Origin of the sequence: Metapseudomonas cellulosilytica (assembly GCF_049334135.1) — a bacterium.
Taxonomy (GTDB): Bacteria; Pseudomonadota; Gammaproteobacteria; order Pseudomonadales; family Pseudomonadaceae; genus Metapseudomonas.
The window spans coordinates 14,198-30,822 of record NZ_JBHZGN010000044.1; the positions used below are offsets into that span (position 1 = coordinate 14,198).

The following is a 16,625-nucleotide window of genomic DNA, read 5'->3' on the forward strand; positions in this document are numbered from 1 at the left end:
GGGCGTGCCCCTGAAATCCTGGAGAGAAGTCGATGAGCAAGAGCGTTTTCGTAGGTGAGCTGACCTGGAAGGAGTACGAAGCCCGCGTCGCCGGTGGCGGCTGCGTGCTGATGCTGCCGGTCGGCGCCCTGGAGCAGCACGGCCACCACATGTGCATGAACGTGGATGTGCTGCTGCCCACCGCCGTATGCCAGCGGGTCGCCGAGCGCATTGGCGCCCTGGTGCTGCCGGGCCTGCAGTACGGCTACAAGTCCCAGCAGAAGTCCGGCGGTGGCAACCATTTTCCCGGCACCACCAGTCTCGACGGGGCGACCCTGACCGGCACCGTGCAGGACATCATCCGTGAGCTGGCGCGCCATGGCGTGCGCCGCCTGGTGCTGATGAACGGGCACTACGAGAACTCGATGTTCATAGTCGAAGGCATCGATCTCGCCCTGCGCGAGCTGCGCTATGCCGGGATCGAGGATTTCCGCGTCGTGGTGCTGTCCTACTGGGACTTCATCAGGGACCCGGCGGTGATCGAGGCACTCTATCCGGAAGGTTTCCTCGGTTGGGACATCGAGCACGGCGGCGTCTTCGAAACCTCGCTGATGCTGGCCCTCTACCCGAACCTGGTGGACATGGACAAAGTCGTCGACCACCCACCCGCCACTTTCCCGCCCTACGACGTGTTCCCGGTGATCCCCGAGCGCACGCCGGCCTGCGGCACGCTCTCTTCGGCGAAGAACGCCAGCCGCGAGAAGGGCGAGCTGATCCTGCAGGTGTGCACCGAGGGTATCGCCGCCGCCGTGCAGGAGGCGTTCGCGACGCCGTCCTGATCGATTCCACGCCGTTTCGTCCAAGACCCCAGTCCAACAAGAATACGAGGGTAACCACGATGTCCACGCCTGTTTCCACCGGCGGCCCGGTCCTGGCCGCCGAACTCAAGCAGCGCCACGTCACCATGCTGTCCATCGCTGGTGCCATCGGCGCCGGCCTGTTCGTCGGCTCCGGCCACGCCATCGCTTCCGCCGGTCCGGCGGCGATCCTGGCCTATCTGATCTCCGGCACGCTGGTGGTGCTGGTCATGCGCATGCTCGGCGAGATGGCCGTGGCCTCGCCCGATACCGGCTCCTTCTCCACCTACGCGGAACGGGCGATCGGCCGCTGGGCGGGCTTTTCCATCGGCTGGCTGTACTGGTGGTTCTGGGTGCTGGTGATTCCGTTGGAGGCTGTCGCCGCCGCGGCGATCCTCAACGCCTGGTTCCCGGCGGTGGCGACCTGGCAGTTCGCCCTGGCGGTCACCGCCCTGCTCACCGCGACCAACCTGTTCAGCGTGGCACGCTACGGCGAGTTCGAGTTCTGGTTCGCCCTGCTCAAGGTCATCGCGGTGATCGGTTTCATCGTCCTCGGCTTCTGCGCGCTCACCGGCGCTCTGCCCGACCGTGAGGTCAGCGGCGTGATGAAGCTCACCCGGGAGCATGGCGGATTCATGCCCAACGGTTTCAGCGCGGTGCTCGGGGCGCTGCTGACCACGGTGTTCAGCTTCATGGGTACGGAAATCGTCACCATCGCCGCCGCGGAATCGAAGAACCCGGCGAAGCAGATCACCCGGGCGACCAACTCGGTGGTCTGGCGGATGGGCATCTTCTACATCGTGTCGATCTTCCTGATCATCTCCATCGTGCCGTGGAACGACCCGCTGCTCACCGAGGCCGGCTCCTACCAGCGCGCCCTGGAGATCATGAACATCCCCAACGCCAAGCTGATCGTCGACATCGTGGTGCTGGTCGCCGTGGCCAGCTGCCTGAACTCGGCCATCTATACCGCCTCGCGCATGGCCTTCTCCCTCAGCAAACGCGGCGACGCCCCGCGCTTGCTGCAGAAGACCTCGCCGAAGGCGGTGCCCTACGCCGCCGTGCTGGCCAGCACCGCCGTGGGCTTCCTCACTACCATCATCAACTACTTCGCCCCGGAGAAGGTCTTTGCCTTCCTGCTCGCCAGCTCCGGCGCCGTGGCGCTGCTGGTGTATCTGGTGATCGCCATCTCGCAGTTGCGAATGCGCCGCCAACTGGTCGCCTCGGGCAAGCCGCTGGAATTCAGCATGTGGCTGTATCCCTGGCTGACCTGGCTGGTGATCCTGTTCATCCTGTCGGTGCTCGGCATCATGCTGGCGATGCCGGACCATCGTGCGGAGGTACTGGCCACCGGCATGCTGACGGTCGTGATCGTCTGCCTGGGGCTGCTCGACAGCCGCAAGGGGAGGGCACGGCAGGCGGCACCGGGACTTGCGCAGGCCGATTTGCAGTGAGTGATTACGGGTTCGAAGGGATTCGATGAGTCTGCAAGAGGCCGTACGCCGAGCGGGTACGGCTTTCTTTCATCCGTCGAGGGATTCCGGGTTTGTGGGGGCGAATTCATTCGCTATGCAGGCCGTAGGCCTGCCTTTCGGACTGTCAGCAAATCGTAGCCCGGATGAAATCCGGGAGGGCGGTGGGGTTTTCCCCTGGTTTCATCCGGGCTACGGAACTGTCCACACTACCGCCTCGCCGCCACGGGCCTACACCGGCGAAACACTGGCTGTAAGCCTCATTCCGCTCCGATACGGGCCTTTTCCTGATTTTCCCTCCCCCCCTCCAGAGCCAGAGAGCGCACCGGTAGCTTATCCGTCTCTCGATGCCCCGGAGCTCAACATGAAGGACCATTTCCCACTCCTGCGCGGCCTTGCCGTGCTCGTTCTCGCCATGCCCGGCTTAGCCCTCGCCGGGGTTTGCAAGCCCGATGGTGCCGCCAAGGCCTTCGACTTCGCCTTCAGCGCCACCTTCACCTCGCCGGAGGAAAACAGCCACCAGCAACTGATGCCCAATGCGCACAGTTGGAACGTTGGCAGTGTCAGCTACCCCGGATTCTGCGGCTGCAGCAGACCAGGCACGAGCCAGCAGACGCCGTCCGAAATCATCTACACGACCAAGACCGACCTTGCCAAAGGCTATACGGCCACGGTCAACGGGGAGGCGATGCAGTTCTACAAGGTCAATCGGAATATCCAGGTGGCTGCCGAAGTCTATGTCGGGGGCAAGGTAGATAAATACGTACCTTTGCCACTTTCGAAATTCTCCAACAACACTAACTTCAAGTACGACTGCCCATCGACGGGGTTGCTTGACATCTATTTCAACACCGGCAGGGAAGGCCGCCTGCACCTGATGATCGACAAGCCCTTCATCGGTGAGTCGGTCATCCCCCGCACCAAACTGTTCGATTTGCTGGCAGGCCTCGAAAAGACGGACCCGTCAGGTGGGCAAGCGCTGGTCAACGTCTGGATGAGCGGCAGCGTCATCGTGCCCCAGAGCTGCGAACTTGCCCCTGGCCAGGTCACCACTATCGACTTCGGCAACCTCAACCCCTGGGAGGTGGCCGAGCCGGGCGAAACGCCGCAACGCACGGTCTCCCGGACCTTCAATATCCAGTGCAAGAACATCTCCGAGATGGTCGCCGTCAACCTGGTCCTGGAAGGCAACCCCCACGACGTGCAGACCAATGCCCTGGCGGTGAACGACCGCAGCGACCTGGCCATCATCCTCAAGAACAACGGCCGCATCGTGCCGCCCCTGCGCGAATTTGCCACCCCGAAACCGGAGAACCTCATCCCCCTCGACTTCAACCAGGTGGAGCAGAAGACCCAGTTCGACCTGGAGGCCTACCCCATCAAGGCGGAAAAACACATCGGGGCCGGCGAGTTCAAGAGCCAGGTGACGCTGAAGTTCGAATTCGAGTGATCCCCCACACCCGCCATACCGAAGGGGAAGCGATTTCCACCAGACGGGGCCGGCTTCAGTGCCCGGGCTCAGGCACCTCCGGTGGACAGAAAAGCGCTGTCCCCCCTACCGCCTCGCTGCCACGGGCTTACACCGGCAAAACACTGGCTGTAAGCCTCGTTCCGCTCCGATACGGGCCTTTTCTTGATTTTCGCTCCCCCCTCCAGAGCCCGAGAGCGCACCGGTAGCTTATCCGTCTCTCGATGCCCCGGAGCTCAACATGAAGGACCATTCCCCACTCCTGCGCGGCCTTGCCGTGCTCGTTCTCGCCATGCCCGGCTTTGCCTTCGGTGGGCAATGCAGCCCCGATGACGGCACGCACTCATTCGACTTTCTGTTCAACCAAACCTTTTATTCGCCGGAAGAGAACAGGCCACAGATGCTAATGCCCAACGCCCATACCTGGGACCTGGGCGGCCAATACAGAGGAGGTTGTAAATGCAACAAGCCGAATACCATCGTCCCCGAGATCTTCTACACCGCCAAGAGCGACCTTGCCAAAGGCTATACGGCAGCGGTCAATGGGGTGGATATGCAGTTCTTCAAGGTCAATCGCAATATCCAGGTGGCGGGCGAGGTGTGGATCGACGGTAGAAGGACCGAATTCGTCCCTATCCCTTTCACATCGGTCAGCAACATGGGGCCATCAGAGGACGGGCATCCTTTCCAGTGCAGGGCGAACGGGGAGGTCCGCGTCATCTTCGATACCGGCAAGAAAGGCCGCCTGCACCTGATGATCGACAAGCCCTTCATCGGCGAATCGGTCATTCCCAAGACCAAGCTGCTGGAGCTTCGGGGTACCGTCGAAAATACGAGTCCCACCGGCGCCACGCCGCTGGCCGACGTTTGGATGAGCGGCACCGTCACCGTCCCCCAAAGCTGCGAACTCGCTCCCGGCCAAGTCACCACCATCGACTTTGGCAACCTCAACCCCTGGGAGGTGGCCGAGCCGGGCGAGACGCCGCAACGCACGGTCTCCCGGACTTTCAATATCCAGTGCAAGAACATCTCCGAGATGGTTGCCGTCAACCTGGTCCTGGAAGGCAACCCCCACGACGTGCAGACCAATGCCCTGGCGGTGAACGACCGCAGCGACCTGGCGATCATCCTGAAGAACAACGGCCGCATCGTGCCGCCCCTGCGCGAATTCGCCACCCCGAAACCGGAGAACCTCGTCCCCCTCGACTTCAACCAGGTGGAGCAGAAGACCCAGTTCGACCTGGAGGCCTATCCGATCAAGGCGGAAAAGTACGTGGACCCCGGCGAATTCAAGAGCCAGGTGACGCTCAAGTTCGAATTCGAGTGAGCCCGACCCGAGCCCGTTGAGATGCCACGACGTTGGGGTAGCCATTATCCACGGATGCACGGCCAATTATTCCCTTGACGGAATAGTTCTCTAAAGGAATATTTAGCATGAAGTGGCGCATCGAGTTCTGTGATGATTTTGCCTCTGAATTCGAGGCCATGACGGAAGCAGTTCAGGATGAGCTGCTGGCACAGCTCAAGGTGTTGGAGCGCTTCGGCCCGGAGTTGGGTCGCCCTCATGTGGACACGCTCAATGGCTCGAAACATTTCAATATGAAAGAGCTGCGCTTCAAAGCTGATGATGGAGTTTGGCGCGTAGCCTTCGCGTTTGACCCGGACAGGAAGGCGATTCTGCTGATAGGTGGCGATAAGTCCGGCACTAGCGAAAAGCGGTTTTATAAGGTTTTGATCAAGAGCGCAGATGCTCGTTTTGACCGGCATTTGGCCTCTTTGAAGCAGGGGGAAGGCAATGGCTAAGTCACTCGACCAGGTTATGGAAGCTCTCCCGACTGCGCGCCGAAAAAAAATCGAGCAGCGCGGTCAGGAGCTTATTGAGGAACACATGACCCTCCAAGCACTGCGCAAGGAGCTGAACCTCACTCAAGAGGCAATGGCTGATCTTCTGGACATGAAGCAGGCCAATGTTTCCAAGGTGGAAAAGCGTTCTGACATGCTTATTTCTACGCTGCGCAATTACGTTGAGGCCATGGGCGGAACGCTGGAATTGGTGGCAAGGCTCCCCGGTCGTCCCCCCGTGAAACTGGAAGGTCTCCGCGACTTGAATGCGGATTGAGAGTACCTGCGCAATTGCTTGGATCAGGGGCCCAACCTACGGGCCATCGCGCATACGCAACCGTAGGGTGGATGACGCTCTTTTCATCCACCATCGGCGCCAAGGGAAACTCCGCCTGGTGGACAGAAGAGCGCTGTCCACCCCACAGGGAGCGCCGTCGCGTCGGGCTACGAGTTGCTGATCGGGGCTGCTTTGTTGTGGGGGCGAATTCATTCGCCCCCACAACAAAGCAGCCCCTACAGAAAATAAGCGGCCCCGCAGGGCCTAACTATGCAACGCGCTCTGCTTGCGCTCCCCGCGCGGGGAGTGGCCAAAGAAGCGGCTGTAGCACTTGGAGAAGTGCGCCGGGGAGGCGAAGCCGCAGGCCAGGGCGATGTCGCGGACCTGGGATTCGCTGCGCAACAGCAGGTCGCGGGCGCGGTTCAGGCGCAGCTCCAGGTAGTACTGGCTGGGGGTACGGTCCAGGTACTTGTGGAACAGCCGCTCCAGCTGGCGCACCGACACTTCGTTGAGCTGGGCCAGCTCTTCCAGTTCCAGCGGTTCTTCCAGGTTGGCTTCCATGATCGCGACGATCTGGCTCAGCTTCGGCTGGGCGTGGCCGAGTTTCTGCCGCAGGGGCACGCGCTGCTGTTCGCGGGCGCCACGCATACGGTCGCAGAGCAGCAGCTCGGCGGCGCGGGTGGCGATTTCCACACCGCCCGGTTCGCGGGCGATCAGCTGCAGGGTCATGTCCATGGACGCGGTGCCACCGGAGCAGGTGTAGCGGTCGCGGTCCAGCTCGAACAGCTGGTTGGAGATGACGATGCCGGGGAACTTGTCCTTCACCTGCTCGATGTCTTCCCAGTGCACGGTGCAGCGGTAGCCCTTGAGCAGTTCGGCGCTGGCCAGCAGGTGGCTGCCGGTGCAGATGCCGCCCAGCGCCACGTCGTGCTGGGACAGCTTGCGGACCCAGTTGAGCAGGCGGCGGTCATAGCGCAGCGGCATGGGGTTGGAGCCCACGACGAACAGGGCGTCGAGCGCGGGGGCGTCGTCGATGGAATGGTCGGGCACCACGCGCATGCCGTTGCTGGCCTGCACCGGCTCCAGGTCGGCGGCGATCAGCAGGGTGCGGAACAGGGTGCGCTTGGCGGCCAGGTTGGCCATGCGCAGTGTCTCGATCGCCGAGGCGAAGCCGATGGTGGTGAAGTTGGGGATCAGCAGGAAGCCGAAGGTCTTCACTCCGGCCGGCCGGGGTTGGCCAGATGTTTCGTCGACGGGCGGCGCCGCAAGGTTCGCAACAGCCATTGGGTTCTTCCTCCACTGCATCGACTGTCGTTTTTGGGAATAGGCGGGTGAGGCAGACGTCGAAATGCAGCTCTGTCTTCTTATTGTTTTCCGGCGCGGTCCAGACCCGGCGCCGGGGTCCAGCTTACACCCATTCCAGCGTCGGATCAGCGGCGTCGGCGGCCGCTAATCCGCATTCCCTGGCAGTTTCGGGCGGTATCCGGCCACCGACCGGGGGGACGCTGCCGGCAATCGGGAGGATTTACCCGGCCACCAAGGTCAGTTTGGGCATTTACACGTCGCAAACAGGCAAACGGGGTATCGGGCTAACTCGCACAATCGGCCGCAACAGGCAGGCACCGACCGTATTCCAGCGGCAGGCGCCAAGCCCCCAAAACAACAGACACGACAGCGGGTTGTCGCAGGAGATCATCGATGTTCAGCAAGCAAGACCAGATCCAGGGTTATGACGACGAACTGTTCAGCGCCATTCAGGAAGAAGAGCGTCGCCAGGAAGACCACATCGAGCTGATCGCCTCGGAAAACTACACCAGCAAGCGTGTGATGGAAGCCCAGGGCAGCGGCCTGACCAACAAGTACGCCGAAGGCTACCCGGGCAAGCGCTACTACGGTGGTTGCGAGCACGTGGACAAGGTCGAGCAACTGGCCATCGACCGCGCCAAGCAACTGTTCGGTGCCGATTACGCCAACGTCCAGCCGCACTCCGGCTCCCAGGCCAACAGCGCCGTCTACCTGGCCTTGCTGCAGGCCGGTGACACCATCCTCGGCATGAGCCTGGCCCACGGCGGCCACCTGACCCACGGCGCCAAGGTGTCCTCCTCCGGCAAGCTGTACAACGCCGTGCAGTACGGCCTGGATACCGCCACCGGCCTGATCGACTACGACGAAGTCGAGCGCCTGGCCGTGGAGCACAAGCCGAAGATGATCGTCGCCGGCTTCTCCGCTTACTCCAAGACCCTGGACTTCCCGCGCTTCCGCGCCATCGCCGACAAGGTGGGTGCGCTGCTGTTCGTCGACATGGCCCACGTTGCTGGCCTGGTAGCCGCCGGTCTGTACCCGAATCCGCTGCCCTACGCCGACGTGGTCACCACCACCACCCACAAGACCCTGCGCGGTCCCCGTGGCGGCCTGATCCTGGCCAAGGCCAACGAAGAGATCGAGAAGAAGCTGAACTCCGCCGTGTTCCCCGGCGCCCAAGGCGGCCCGCTGATGCACGTGATCGCCGCCAAGGCCGTGTGCTTCAAGGAAGCGCTGGAGCCCGGCTTCAAGGAGTACCAGGCGCAAGTGATCAAGAACGCCCAGGCCATGGCCAAGGTGTTCATCGACCGTGGCTACGACGTGGTCTCCGGCGGTACCGACAACCACCTGTTCCTGGTCAGCCTGATCAAGCAGGGCAAGACCGGTAAAGAGGCGGATGCCGCCCTCGGCCGCGCCGGCATCACCGTGAACAAGAACGCCGTACCGAACGACCCGCAGTCGCCCTTCGTGACCTCTGGCGTGCGCATTGGCACCCCGGCCATCACCAGCCGCGGCTTCAAGGAATCGCAGTCCAGCGAACTGGCTGGCTGGATCTGCGACATTCTCGACCACCTCGGCGATGCCGACGTCGAAGCCCAGGTGGCCAAGCAGGTCGCTGGCCTCTGCGCCGACTTCCCCGTCTACCGCTGATCCAGGAGTCCGACCATGCAACGTTATTCCGGCTTCGGTCTGTTCAAGCACTCCCTGAGCAACCACGAGAACTGGCAACGCATGTGGCGCAATCCGACGCCGAAGCCGGTCTATGACGTGGTCATCGTCGGCGGTGGCGGTCACGGCCTGGCCACCGCCTACTACCTGGCCAAGGAATTCGGCGTGAAGAACGTCGCGGTGGTGGAGAAGGGCTGGCTGGGCGGCGGCAACACCGCGCGCAACACCACCATTGTCCGCTCCAACTACCTGTGGGACGAGGCGGCGCAGCTGTACGAGCATGCGATGAAACTGTGGGAAGGCCTGTCCCAGGACCTGAACTACAACGTGATGTTCTCCCAGCGTGGCGTCTACAACCTCTGCCACACCCTGCAGGACATGCGTGACTCGGCCCGCCGGGTCAACGCCAACCGCCTGAACGGCGTCGACGGTGAACTGCTGGATGCCAAGCAGGTGGCCGAGGAGATCCCCTTCCTCGACTGCAGCAAGAACACCCGTTACCCGATCATGGGCTCCACCGTGCAGCGCCGTGGCGGCGTGGCCCGCCACGATGCCGTGGCCTGGGGTTACGCCCGCGCCGCTGACGCCCTGGGCGTGGACCTGCTGCAGAACACCGAAGTGATCGGCTTCCGCAAGCAGGATGGCGCGGTCATCGGTGTCGAAACCAACCGCGGCTTCATCGGCGCCAAGCGCGTTGGCGTGGTCACCGCTGGCAACTCCGGCCACATGGCCAAGCTCGCGGGCTTCCGCCTGCCGCTGGAATCCCACCCGCTGCAGGCGCTGGTTTCCGAGCCGATCAAGCCGATCATCCACAGCGTGATCATGTCCAACGCCGTGCACGGCTATATCAGCCAGTCGGACAAGGGCGACCTTGTCATCGGCGCCGGTATCGACGGCTACAACGGCTACGGCCAGCGCGGCTCCTACGGGACCATCGAACACACCCTGCAGGCCATTGTGGAGATGTTCCCGATCCTCTCCCGCGTGCGCATGAACCGTCAGTGGGGCGGCATCGTGGATACCACCCCGGACGCCTGCCCGATCATCTCCAAGACCCCGGTGAAGAACATGTTCTTCAACTGCGGCTGGGGCACCGGCGGCTTCAAGGCCACCCCGGGTTCGGGCCACGTGTTCGCGGCCAGCCTGGCGCGCGGCGAGATGCACCCGCTGGCCAAGCCTTTCTCCATCGACCGTTTCCACACTGGCGCACTGATCGACGAGCACGGCGCCGCTGCCGTGGCTCACTAAGGAGACCCGCCATGCTGCACATTTTCTGCCCCTACTGTGGCGAGCTGCGCTCCGAAGAGGAATTCCACGCCAAGGGCCAGGCGCACATCCCGCGCCCGCTGGACCCCAATGCCTGCACCGACGAGGAGTGGGGCGACTACATCTTCTTCCGCGACAACCCGCGCGGCATCCACCACGAGCTGTGGGTGCACTCCGCCGGCTGCCGCAAGTACTTCAATGCCACGCGCCACACCATCAGCTACGAGATCCTCGAAACCTACAAGATCGGTGAGAAGCCCACTGTCACCGAGGCCAACGTCGGCGAGAAGAAAGCCGCGACCGCAGGAGTAACGGCATGAGCCAGGTCAACCGTCTTCCCAAAGGCGGCCGCGTCGATCGCAGCCAGCCCCTGACCTTCACCTTCAACGGCCAGAACTATCAGGGTTTTGCCGGTGACACCCTGGCCGCCGCCCTGCTGGCCAACGGCGTCGACATCGTCGGCCGCAGCTTCAAGTATTCCCGTCCGCGCGGCATCGTCGCTGCCGGCGCGGAAGAGCCCAACGCCGTACTGCAGATCGGTTCCACCGAGAACGCCCAGGTGCCCAACGTGCGCGCTACCCAACAGGCCCTCTACGCCGGGCTGGTAGCGGCAAGCACCAACGGCTGGCCGAGCGTGAACAACGATGTCATGGGCATCCTCGGCAAGGTCGGCGGCGGCATGATGCCGCCCGGGTTCTACTACAAGACCTTCATGTATCCGCAGAACCTGTGGCTGACCTACGAGAAGTACATCCGCAAGGCCGCCGGCCTCGGTCGTTCGCCGCTCGAAGTCGATCCGGACATCTACGACCACCTGAACCAGCACTGTGACGTGCTGGTGGTTGGCGCTGGCCCGGCGGGCCTCGCCGCCGCACTGGCCGCCGGCCGCAGTGGTGCCCGCGTGATCCTGGCCGACGAGCAGGAAGAGTTCGGCGGCAGCCTGCTGGACACCCGCGAGACGCTGGACGGCAAGCCTGCTTCCGAGTGGGCGGCCAAAGCCATCGCCGAACTGGAGAAGATGCCGGAAGTGACCCTGCTGCCGCGCGCCACGGTGAACGGCTACCACGACCACAACTTCCTCACCATTCACCAGCGCCTGACCGACCATCTGGGTGAAGTCGCCCCCCGTGGCCAGGCCCGCCACCGCGTCCACCGCGTCCGTGCCAAGCGCGTGGTGCTGGCCGCCGGCGCCCACGAGCGTCCGCTGGTGTATTCGAACAACGACGTGCCGGGCAACATGCTCGCCGGCGCCGTCTCCACCTATGTGAACCGCTACGGCGTGGCCCCGGGCCGCCAGCTGGTGCTGTCCACCAACAACGACTACGCCTACCGCGTGGTGCTGGACTGGCTCGACGCCGGCCAGCAGGTGGTGGCCGTCGCCGATGCCCGCAGCAACCCGCGCGGCACCTGGGTGGAAGAAGCCCGTGCCCGTGGCGTGCGCATCCTCACCGGCAGCGCCGTGGTCGAAGCCCGTGGCAGCAAGCGGGTCAGCGGTGCGCGGATCTGCGCCATCGACCTGAAGAGCCACAAGGTCACCAGCCCCGGCGAAGTGGTGGACTGCGACCTGATCGTCAGCTCCGGCGGCTACAGCCCGGTGGTGCACCTGGCGTCGCACCTGGGCGGCAAGCCGATCTGGCGCGAGGACATCCTTGCCTTCGTTCCCGGTGAAGGTTTCCAGAAGCGTATCTGTGCCGGTGCCGTGAATGGCGTGTTCGGCCTGGGCGACGCCCTGGCCGACGGTTTCGAGGCGGGCGCCAAGGCCGCCGCCGAGGCCGGCTTCAAGATGGTCGAAGGCACCCTGCCGAAGACCGAGAAGCGCAAGGAAGAAGCTGCCGTGGCCCTGTTCCAGGTGCCCCACGACAAGTCCACCTCCCGCGCGCCGAAGCAGTTCGTCGACCTGCAGAACGACGTGACTTCCGCCGGTATCGAGCTGGCCACCCGCGAGGGCTTCGAGTCGGTCGAGCACGTCAAGCGCTACACCGCGCTGGGCTTCGGTACCGACCAGGGCAAGCTGGGCAACATCAACGGCCTGGCCATCGCCGCGCGTTCGATGGGCATCAGCATCACGGAAATGGGCACCACCATGTTCCGCCCGAACTACACCCCGGTGACCTTCGGCGCCGTGGCCGGCCGTCACTGCGGCCACCTGTTCGAGCCCAAGCGTTACACCGCCATGCATAGCTGGCACCTGGCGCAGGGCGCGGAGTTCGAGGACGTCGGCCAGTGGAAGCGCCCGTGGTACTTCCCCAAGCGCGGCGAAGACATGCATGCCGCCGTGGCTCGCGAATGCAAGGCCGTGCGTGACAGCGTGGGCATCCTCGACGCCTCCACCCTGGGCAAGATCGACATCCAGGGCCCGGACGCGCGCGAGTTCCTCAACCGTGTCTACACCAACGCCTGGACCAAGCTGGACGTGGGCAAGGCCCGCTACGGCCTGATGTGCAAGGAAGACGGCATGGTCTTCGACGACGGCGTGACCGCCTGCGTCGGCGAGAACCACTTCATCATGACCACCACCACCGGCGGTGCCGCCCGGGTGATGGAATGGCTGGAGATCTACCACCAGACCGAATGGCCGGAACTGAAGGTGTACTTCACCTCGGTCACCGACCACTGGGCGACCATGACCCTGTCCGGCCCCAACAGCCGCAAGCTGCTGGCCGAGGTCACCGACATCGACCTGGACAAGGACGCCTTCCCCTTCATGACCTGGAAGGAAGGCCTGGTGGGCGGCGTGCCGGCACGTGTGTTCCGCATCTCCTTCACCGGTGAGCTGAGCTACGAAGTGAACGTGCAAGCCGACTACGCCCTGGGCGTGTGGGAGAAGGTCGTCGAGGCCGGCAAGAAGTACAACCTGACCCCCTACGGCACCGAAACCATGCACGTGCTGCGGGCCGAGAAGGGCTTCATCATCGTTGGCCAGGACACCGACGGCTCGGTGACCCCGGACGACCTGAACATGGGCTGGTGCGTCGGCCGCAACAAGGCTTTCTCGTGGATCGGCTGGCGCGGCATGAACCGCGAGGACTGCCAGCGCGAAGACCGCAAGCAACTGGTGGGCCTGAAACCCATCGACCCGAACAAGGTGCTGCCGGAAGGCGCCCAGCTGGTGTTCGATCCGAAGCAGTCCATCCCGATGAAGATGGTCGGCCACGTCACCTCCAGCTACATGAGCTCGACAATGGGCTATTCCTTCGCCATGGCCGTGGTCAAGGGCGGCCTGAAACGCATGGGTGAGCGCGTGTTTGCACCGCTGGCCGATGGCAGCGTGATCGAAGCCGAAATCTGCAGCTCCGTGTTCTATGACCCGAAAGGGGATCGCCAGAATGTCTAACGTGAACGTCTACAAACAGCGCCCCGAAAAAGCCCAGGCCCAATCGCCGCTGTTCCACGCCGGCCTCGACGAGCTGGCGCGCAAGGGCAAGAGCAGCGCAGGCGTGGTCCTGCGCGAGAAGAAACTCCTCGGCCACCTGGTGATCCGTGGCGACGCCAAGGACCCGGCCTTCGCCGGCGGCGTGCACAGCGCCCTGGGCCTGGAGCTGCCGGTGGCCCTGACCCTGGTGGCCAACGGCGACACCTCGCTGCAGTGGCTCGGCCCGGACGAGTGGCTGCTGGTGGTACCCAGCGGCACCGAGTTCGAGGTGGAGCAGCGCCTGCGCAAGGCGCTGGACGGCCAGTTCATCTCCGTGGTCAACGTCAGCGGCGGCCAGACTCTCGTCGAACTGACCGGGCCGAAGGTCCGCGAGGTGCTGATGAAGTCCACCTCCTACGACGTGCACCCGAGCAACTTCCCGGTGGGCAAGGCGGTGGGCACCAACTTCGCCAAGTCCCAACTGGTGATCCGCCATACCGGCGAGGACACCTGGGAACTGCTGGTACGCCGCAGCTTCGCCGACTACATCTGGCTGTGGCTGCAGGATGCCAGCGCGGAGTACGGGCTGGCGGTAAAAGCCTGATCGGCGCGGGGCTCCCGTAGGTTGGCGCCGAGCGCAGCGAGGCCCAACGACCGAAGCCCCTGGAGGACCTCAGGGAGCGCTGCGCGCTCCTTGTTGGGCTTCGCAAGCTCAGCGCCAACCTACCTGGCGCACCCGAGGAGATAGAGATGAGCCGCACCCCCGATACCTGGATTCTCACCGCCCAATGCCCGAGCGTGCTCGGTACGGTGGACGCGGTGACGCGCTTTCTCTTCGAGCAGCGCTGCTACGTCACCGAGCACCATTCGTTCGATGACCGGCTGTCCTCGCGCTTCTTCATCCGTGTCGAGTTCCGCCAGCCGGACGACTTCGACGAGCAGGCCTTCCGCAGTGGCCTCGCCGAACGCCTGTCGCCCTTCGACATGCAGGTGGAACTGACGCCGCCGGGCTACCGCGCCAAGGTGGTGCTGATGGTCTCCAAGGCCGACCACTGCCTGAACGACCTGCTCTACCGCCAGCGTATCGGCCAGCTGGAAATGGACGTGGTGGCGGTGGTTTCCAACCACCCGGACCTGGAGCCGCTGGCCCGCTGGCACGGGATTCCGTATCACCATTTCCCCCTCGACCCCAACGACAAGCCGGCGCAGGAGCGCCGCGTGCTCAAGGTGATCGAGGAAACCGGCGCCGAACTGGTGGTGCTCGCCCGTTACATGCAGGTGCTCTCGCCGGAGCTGTGCAAGAAGCTCGACGGCTGGGCGATCAACATCCACCACTCGCTGCTGCCCGGCTTCAAGGGGGCCAAACCCTACCACCAGGCCTACCAGAAGGGCGTCAAGCTGGTGGGAGCCACGGCGCATTACATCAACAACGACCTGGACGAAGGCCCGATCATCGCCCAGGGCGTCGAATCGGTGGACCACGCCCACTACCCCGAAGACCTGATCGCCAAGGGCCGCGACATCGAGTGCCTGACCCTGGCCAAGGCCGTCGGCTACCACATCGAACGGCGCGTGTTCCTCAACGCCAACCGCACGGTGGTGCTCAACGCCTGAACCCTAATTTCACGGAACCCGCCCTGCCAGGTTTCACCTGCGGGTTCCGGCAACAGATGCAAGCTCCAGTGCAAGGCCGCGTGGCCGTGGGTCACGCCTTTGTGTTCACAACAACAACGGAGAATTACGCATGTCTGGTAATCGTGGTGTCGTTTATCTCGGTGCGGGCAAGGTCGAAGTCCAAAAGATCGACTACCCGAAGATGCAGGACCCTCGCGGCAAGAAGATCGAGCACGGGGTGATCCTGAAGGTGGTCTCCACCAACATCTGCGGCTCGGACCAACACATGGTGCGTGGCCGTACCACCGCTCAGGTCGGCCTGGTGCTCGGCCACGAGATCACTGGCGAAGTGATCGAGAAAGGCCGTGACGTGGAAAACCTGCAGATCGGCGACCTGGTCTCGGTGCCGTTCAACGTTGCCTGCGGCCGTTGCCGCTCCTGCAAGGAAATGCACACCGGCGTGTGCCTGACCGTCAACCCGGCCCGCGCCGGCGGCGCCTACGGCTACGTCGACATGGGCGACTGGACCGGCGGCCAGGCCGAGTACGTGCTCGTCCCTTACGCCGACTTCAACCTGCTGAAACTGCCGGATCGCGACAAGGCCATGGAGAAGATCCGTGACCTGACCTGCCTCTCCGACATCCTGCCCACCGGCTACCACGGTGCAGTCACCGCCGGCGTTGGTCCGGGCAGCACCGTGTACGTTGCCGGCGCCGGTCCGGTTGGCCTGGCCGCCGCCGCCTCCGCCCGCCTGCTGGGCGCTGCCGTGGTCATCGTTGGTGACCTCAACCCCGCCCGCCTGGCCCACGCCAAGGCGCAAGGCTTCGAGATCGCCGACCTGTCGCTGGACACCCCGCTGCACGAGCAGATCGCCGCGCTGCTGGGCGAGCCGGAAGTGGATTGCGCGGTGGATGCGGTGGGCTTCGAAGCTCGCGGCCACGGCCATGAAGGGGCCAAGCACGAGGCTCCGGCCACCGTGCTGAACTCGCTCATGCAGGTCACCCGCGTGGCCGGCAAGATCGGTATCCCCGGTCTCTACGTCACCGAAGACCCGGGCGCAACCGATGCTGCCGCGAAGATCGGCAGCCTGAGCATCCGCTTCGGCCTCGGCTGGGCGAAATCCCACAGCTTCCACACTGGCCAGACCCCGGTGATGAAGTACAACCGCGCACTGATGCAAGCGATCATGTGGGACCGCATCAACATCGCCGAAGTGGTGGGCGTGCAGGTCATCAGCCTGGACGACGCGCCGCGCGGTTACGGCGAGTTCGATGCCGGCGTGCCGAAGAAATTCGTCATCGACCCGCACAAGACCTTCAGCGCCGCCTGATCCGCTGTCTTACCCCGACGCCGTGGGTGTGACAGCCGCGGCGTCCGTCCCTCAAGGGGCCCTTCGGGGCCCCTTTTTTTTGGTTCATCGCGCTTTCCCGGGGAAGGCGGCCTTGATTTTCAGGAAGAAGTAGACCGAGTCCCGAAAGCCATAGGCCATGCGCTTGATCACCTTGATGCGGTTGTTCACGCCCTCCAG

The 16,625-nt window shown here is 64.0% G+C and carries 15 protein-coding genes; 13 read left to right on the forward strand and 2 right to left on the reverse strand.

The window, feature by feature from the left end:
* Nucleotides 1-32: 32 nt before the first annotated feature.
* The 6 genes from ACFW0H_RS29455 (at nt 33) to ACFW0H_RS29480 (ending at nt 5,895) form a co-directional block, all read left to right on the forward strand.
* Nucleotides 33-818, forward strand: coding sequence for a creatininase (locus ACFW0H_RS29455; RefSeq protein WP_422917373.1), 786 nt, complete (start codon nt 33-35; stop codon nt 816-818).
* 59 nt (nt 819-877) lie between these two features.
* Nucleotides 878-2,290, forward strand: a complete 1,413-nt coding sequence (gabP, locus tag ACFW0H_RS29460; protein ID WP_422917374.1) for a GABA permease — start codon at nt 878-880, stop codon at nt 2,288-2,290.
* A 382-nt stretch (nt 2,291-2,672) separates the two neighbouring features.
* Nucleotides 2,673-3,758, forward strand: coding sequence for a fimbrial protein (locus ACFW0H_RS29465; protein ID WP_422917375.1), 1,086 nt, complete (start codon nt 2,673-2,675; stop codon nt 3,756-3,758).
* Between the two features lie 259 nt (nt 3,759-4,017).
* Entirely contained in the window at nt 4,018-5,103 is a 1,086-nt protein-coding gene (locus ACFW0H_RS29470) for a fimbrial protein (protein WP_422917376.1), read from the forward strand.
* Between the two features lie 107 nt (nt 5,104-5,210).
* Entirely contained in the window at nt 5,211-5,579 is a 369-nt protein-coding gene (locus ACFW0H_RS29475) for a type II toxin-antitoxin system RelE/ParE family toxin (RefSeq protein WP_280289291.1), read from the forward strand.
* Nucleotides 5,572-5,895: an XRE family transcriptional regulator gene (locus ACFW0H_RS29480; RefSeq protein WP_280289290.1), complete on the forward strand. Its 324-nt coding sequence runs from the start codon at nt 5,572-5,574 to the stop codon at nt 5,893-5,895. Before ACFW0H_RS29475 ends, ACFW0H_RS29480 begins: the two co-directional genes overlap by 8 nt.
* Before the next feature lie 264 nt (nt 5,896-6,159).
* Here the strand turns inward: ACFW0H_RS29480 and ACFW0H_RS29485 are convergent, their stop codons facing one another.
* Nucleotides 6,160-7,179, reverse strand: a complete 1,020-nt coding sequence (locus tag ACFW0H_RS29485) for a GlxA family transcriptional regulator (protein WP_422917377.1) — start codon at nt 7,177-7,179, stop codon at nt 6,160-6,162.
* Nucleotides 7,180-7,593: 414 nt separating this feature from the next.
* On the opposite strand from ACFW0H_RS29485, the gene glyA reads away from it, so the two are divergent.
* The 7 genes from glyA to fdhA all read left to right on the forward strand — a co-directional run bounded on the left by glyA (nt 7,594) and on the right by fdhA (nt 16,427).
* Nucleotides 7,594-8,847, forward strand: a complete 1,254-nt coding sequence (gene glyA / locus ACFW0H_RS29490) for a serine hydroxymethyltransferase (protein WP_422917378.1) — start codon at nt 7,594-7,596, stop codon at nt 8,845-8,847.
* Nucleotides 8,848-8,862: 15 nt separating this feature from the next.
* Entirely contained in the window at nt 8,863-10,113 is a 1,251-nt protein-coding gene (locus ACFW0H_RS29495) for a sarcosine oxidase subunit beta family protein (protein WP_422917379.1), read from the forward strand.
* Between the two features lie 11 nt (nt 10,114-10,124).
* Complete coding sequence (locus ACFW0H_RS29500; RefSeq protein ID WP_422917380.1) at nt 10,125-10,451, forward strand: sarcosine oxidase subunit delta; 327 nt, start codon at nt 10,125-10,127, stop codon at nt 10,449-10,451.
* Nucleotides 10,448-13,465 carry a sarcosine oxidase subunit alpha gene (locus ACFW0H_RS29505; RefSeq protein ID WP_422917381.1) on the forward strand — a complete coding sequence of 1,006 codons (3,018 nt, stop codon included), beginning with the start codon at nt 10,448-10,450 and terminating at the stop codon, nt 13,463-13,465. The genes ACFW0H_RS29500 and ACFW0H_RS29505 overlap by 4 nt, the downstream gene beginning before the upstream one ends.
* Nucleotides 13,458-14,087, forward strand: a complete 630-nt coding sequence (locus ACFW0H_RS29510; protein ID WP_422917382.1) for a sarcosine oxidase subunit gamma — start codon at nt 13,458-13,460, stop codon at nt 14,085-14,087. The genes ACFW0H_RS29505 and ACFW0H_RS29510 overlap by 8 nt, the downstream gene beginning before the upstream one ends.
* Before the next feature lie 146 nt (nt 14,088-14,233).
* Nucleotides 14,234-15,097, forward strand: a complete 864-nt coding sequence (purU, locus tag ACFW0H_RS29515; RefSeq protein WP_422917383.1) for a formyltetrahydrofolate deformylase — start codon at nt 14,234-14,236, stop codon at nt 15,095-15,097.
* A 130-nt stretch (nt 15,098-15,227) separates the two neighbouring features.
* On the forward strand, nt 15,228-16,427 hold the full coding sequence (gene fdhA / locus ACFW0H_RS29520) for a formaldehyde dehydrogenase, glutathione-independent (protein ID WP_422917384.1): 1,200 nt from the start codon (nt 15,228-15,230) through the stop codon (nt 16,425-16,427).
* 84 nt (nt 16,428-16,511) lie between these two features.
* On the opposite strand, the gene ACFW0H_RS29525 is transcribed toward fdhA, so the two are convergent.
* On the reverse strand, nt 16,512-16,625 hold a 114-nt coding region (locus tag ACFW0H_RS29525; protein ID WP_422917385.1), incomplete at its 5' end, for a transposase.

Bases quoted from the DNA above. Each gene is read 5' to 3' on its own strand.
- ACFW0H_RS29455 (WP_422917373.1), top strand. From the start codon at position 33: ATGAGCAAGAGCGTTTTCGTAGGTGAGCTGACCTGGAAGGAGTACGAA.
- gabP (WP_422917374.1), top strand. From the start codon at position 878: ATGTCCACGCCTGTTTCCACCGGCGGCCCGGTCCTGGCCGCCGAACTC.
- ACFW0H_RS29465 (WP_422917375.1), top strand. From the start codon at position 2,673: ATGAAGGACCATTTCCCACTCCTGCGCGGCCTTGCCGTGCTCGTTCTC.
- ACFW0H_RS29470 (WP_422917376.1), top strand. From the start codon at position 4,018: ATGAAGGACCATTCCCCACTCCTGCGCGGCCTTGCCGTGCTCGTTCTC.
- ACFW0H_RS29475 (WP_280289291.1), top strand. From the start codon at position 5,211: ATGAAGTGGCGCATCGAGTTCTGTGATGATTTTGCCTCTGAATTCGAG.
- ACFW0H_RS29480 (WP_280289290.1), top strand. From the start codon at position 5,572: ATGGCTAAGTCACTCGACCAGGTTATGGAAGCTCTCCCGACTGCGCGC.
- ACFW0H_RS29485 (WP_422917377.1), bottom strand. From the start codon at position 7,179: ATGGCTGTTGCGAACCTTGCGGCGCCGCCCGTCGACGAAACATCTGGC.
- glyA (WP_422917378.1), top strand. From the start codon at position 7,594: ATGTTCAGCAAGCAAGACCAGATCCAGGGTTATGACGACGAACTGTTC.
- ACFW0H_RS29495 (WP_422917379.1), top strand. From the start codon at position 8,863: ATGCAACGTTATTCCGGCTTCGGTCTGTTCAAGCACTCCCTGAGCAAC.
- ACFW0H_RS29500 (WP_422917380.1), top strand. From the start codon at position 10,125: ATGCTGCACATTTTCTGCCCCTACTGTGGCGAGCTGCGCTCCGAAGAG.
- ACFW0H_RS29505 (WP_422917381.1), top strand. From the start codon at position 10,448: ATGAGCCAGGTCAACCGTCTTCCCAAAGGCGGCCGCGTCGATCGCAGC.
- ACFW0H_RS29510 (WP_422917382.1), top strand. From the start codon at position 13,458: ATGTCTAACGTGAACGTCTACAAACAGCGCCCCGAAAAAGCCCAGGCC.
- purU (WP_422917383.1), top strand. From the start codon at position 14,234: ATGAGCCGCACCCCCGATACCTGGATTCTCACCGCCCAATGCCCGAGC.
- fdhA (WP_422917384.1), top strand. From the start codon at position 15,228: ATGTCTGGTAATCGTGGTGTCGTTTATCTCGGTGCGGGCAAGGTCGAA.